This window comes from Elstera sp. (assembly GCF_044372965.1).
GTDB lineage: Bacteria > Pseudomonadota > Alphaproteobacteria > Elsterales > Elsteraceae > Elstera.
The window spans coordinates 1-2,697 of record NZ_JBILQX010000296.1 but is presented as its reverse complement, the minus strand read 5'-3'; the positions used below and the strand labels follow the sequence as shown (position 1 = coordinate 2,697).

Sequence of the window (2,697 nt, the reverse complement as noted above, 5' to 3'; positions counted from 1 at the left end):
AGACCTAACCCAAAGCGTCGCCTCCAACATCGGTTTGGTCGCAACGTCCATTTCGGAAGTCAGCCTTGCCGCCAATCGGCAATCCCAGGCGTCTGAGGAGTTGAACGGCAGTTTTGGCGTGCTGGCCCAACGGCTGAACAGGTTCGTTGATGAAACGCGTTCGGCGTGAGGCTACCGCTGTATCGCCGAAAAGCTCCGCACCACCGCCGGATGATCGGCATAGGCGGTGTTGATGCGAAACCAGGGCGTTGGCTCCAAGTTAGGGCGGAAGGTGCAGCCGGGGGCGAGCAATAAGCCATGGGCTCGCGCCCGTTCCGCCAGCAACGCCGAATCGTCAACATCGGGGTGGCGCAGCCAGATGAATTTTCCGCCATCGGGCCGCCCGAAGACCTGGAAACCATTCGCCACCGCCAAATCCTGCGCGCGGATCAGGCCCTGCTCCAGCTTGCGGCGGTACTGATCGATATGGCGGCGGTAGGCGGTGGAGGTCAGCACCTCATAAATCACCAACTCGTTGAGCGGTGAGGCCGAGAGCGTGGAGATGATCTTCAGATGCTCAAGCTCGCTGATTAACGGCGCGGCGGCGGTCACATAGCCAACGCGCATAGCGGGCGAAACAGCTTTGGAGAAGGTGCTGACATGGATCACGCGGTTGAGTTGATCGATCTCCGCTAAGCGCTGGTGGCCTTCCGGGTAGAACTCGGCAAAGGCATCGACTTCGACAATGTGGAAATTATAGGTATCGGCTAAGCGCAGCACCTCAAACGCCCGCCGCGCGCCGTACCCGCAGCCCGTGGGATTATGGGCGACGGTTTGGGTGAAGAATACTTTCGGCTGCTTGGTGCGCGCCAATGTTTCGAGAACAACCAAATCCGGCCCGTCTTCGGTGCGGGGCACGCCGAGAATTTCGGTGCGGTTGACCTTCAACAGGCTGAACAGGTTGGAATAGCCGGGGTCATCCACCATCACCCGGCACTCTGGGCTAATCAGCAGTTTGATCAGCAAATCATAGGCTTGGCTGGCCCCCAGCGTCATCAAAATCTGGTTTTCGTCGGCGTGAATGCCGCGATCGTGCAGGCGCGACTGCACATAGGTCAGCAGGGGCCGATAGCCACGCGGCTCGCCGTAGCGGGTAAGCGATAAAGAGCTTCGGCTGGCAACCGAACGCAGGGCGTTCCGCACCAGGCTCGCGTCCTCCCACTCTTCTGGGCTGCGGCCTGTGGAAATCGCCATCAGCCGATCCGACGGTTCAAGCTGACTGCGGATCTGCCACATATGATCCTGCGCACGCTCGAACTGGGCATCGGGTGGGGCGGGCCGGTGGGTTTCGAGCGGGGCACGCACAAAATGCCCCGCCCCTTGCCGCGCGGCCAGATACCCCAGCGCGGTGAGCCGCCCATAGGCTTCGACCACGGTAAACGTGCTTATCGTATGCGTTCGAGCAAACACCCGGACAGACGGCATCCGCGTGCCTGCCGTTACTTGCCCGCGCCGAATAAGCTCGGCCAAGCCAGTCACGATCTGCTCAACGAGCGGCGTGTGCGAGGTTGCATCTAAAGTGATTTTCATGGCCGCCCCTCCACATCTTGCAGCAGCAAGTGTGCAGGGACGCGACCAATACAGATCCGCTGAGTTCGCATGGATTGTATCTGACGCCTTTTGTGATTCTTCGGCAAGCTATGATCACTAAAAATACTTCAAACAAAAACACCGCAACGCCGAAACAAATAACGCGGAGAGCGCTTCATGTCGAACAAAATCTTCAGGAAATTTACGCAAACAGCTTTAGCCGGATGCGTTCTATCTACAGTTTCTATACTGTCGGTAAACGCTCAGGAATTAAAAGTTGCACTTGCATCAGAACCAACTTCGGTTGATCCGCACTTCCACAACTTAACCCCGAACATCCAAGTAACCGCCCATATCTTCGATGCTTTGGTCAAGCCGACTCCGGCCTTTGGTCTAGAACCCGGTTTGGCGGCCTCCTGGAAAGCAACGGGCGATAAAACTTGGGAGTTTAAGCTGCGCCCTGGGGTGAAGTTCCACGATGGCAGTGATTTCGATGCCGCCGATGTGGTCTATAGCTTCTGCCGCGTGCCGACGGTGCAAAACAGCCCGTCGCCGTTCACGCTCTACACGCGCTCGATTGTCGCCATCGACGTGGTGGACCGCTACACCCTATCGCTGACGACGCGCACAGCCTATCCGCTGCTGCCTGTCGAGCTATCGTCGATCGGGATGATCTCGGACGGTAAATCGGGCGCGCCTGCGATTGCCTTCAATCCCGCCGGGTGCGGGGCCGGGCCGTGGCCGACGACGGAAGAGTTCAACAGCGGCAAACAGGCCATCGGCACAGGGCCATATAAGATGGTGCAATATGTGAAGGGCGAACAAATCCGCCTGGAGCGCAATGCGTCCTACTGGGGCAAAGCCCCGGCTTGGGATAAAGTCACCTTGCGCCCGATCAGCAATCAAGGCGCGCGGGTTGCAGCCCTTCTTGCCGGGGATGTGGACTTCATCGAAAGCCCGCCCATTCAAGATATTCCGCGCCTCCAGGCCGATGCGCGCCTGAAGGTGGTGCAGGGCGTTACCAGCCGCGTGATCTATCTCGCCATGGATCAGGCCAGCGACAAAGCCCCCGGCGTGACCGAGGATATTCCGAACCCGTTCAAAGATAAACGCGTGCGCGAGGCGATT

The 2,697-nt window shown here is 58.8% G+C and carries 2 protein-coding genes; one reads left to right on the top strand and one right to left on the bottom strand.

What is annotated here, in order from left to right:
* Nucleotides 1-171 precede the first annotated feature (171 nt).
* Nucleotides 172-1,569, bottom strand: a complete 1,398-nt coding sequence (locus tag ACIQ36_RS19845) for a PLP-dependent aminotransferase family protein (protein ID WP_395832582.1) — start codon at nucleotides 1,567-1,569, stop codon at nucleotides 172-174.
* Nucleotides 1,570-1,935: 366 nt separating this feature from the next.
* Between ACIQ36_RS19845 and ACIQ36_RS19840 the strand changes: the two genes are divergently transcribed.
* A partial coding sequence (locus ACIQ36_RS19840; protein ID WP_395832580.1) for an ABC transporter substrate-binding protein occupies nucleotides 1,936-2,697 on the top strand: 762 nt, incomplete at its 3' end.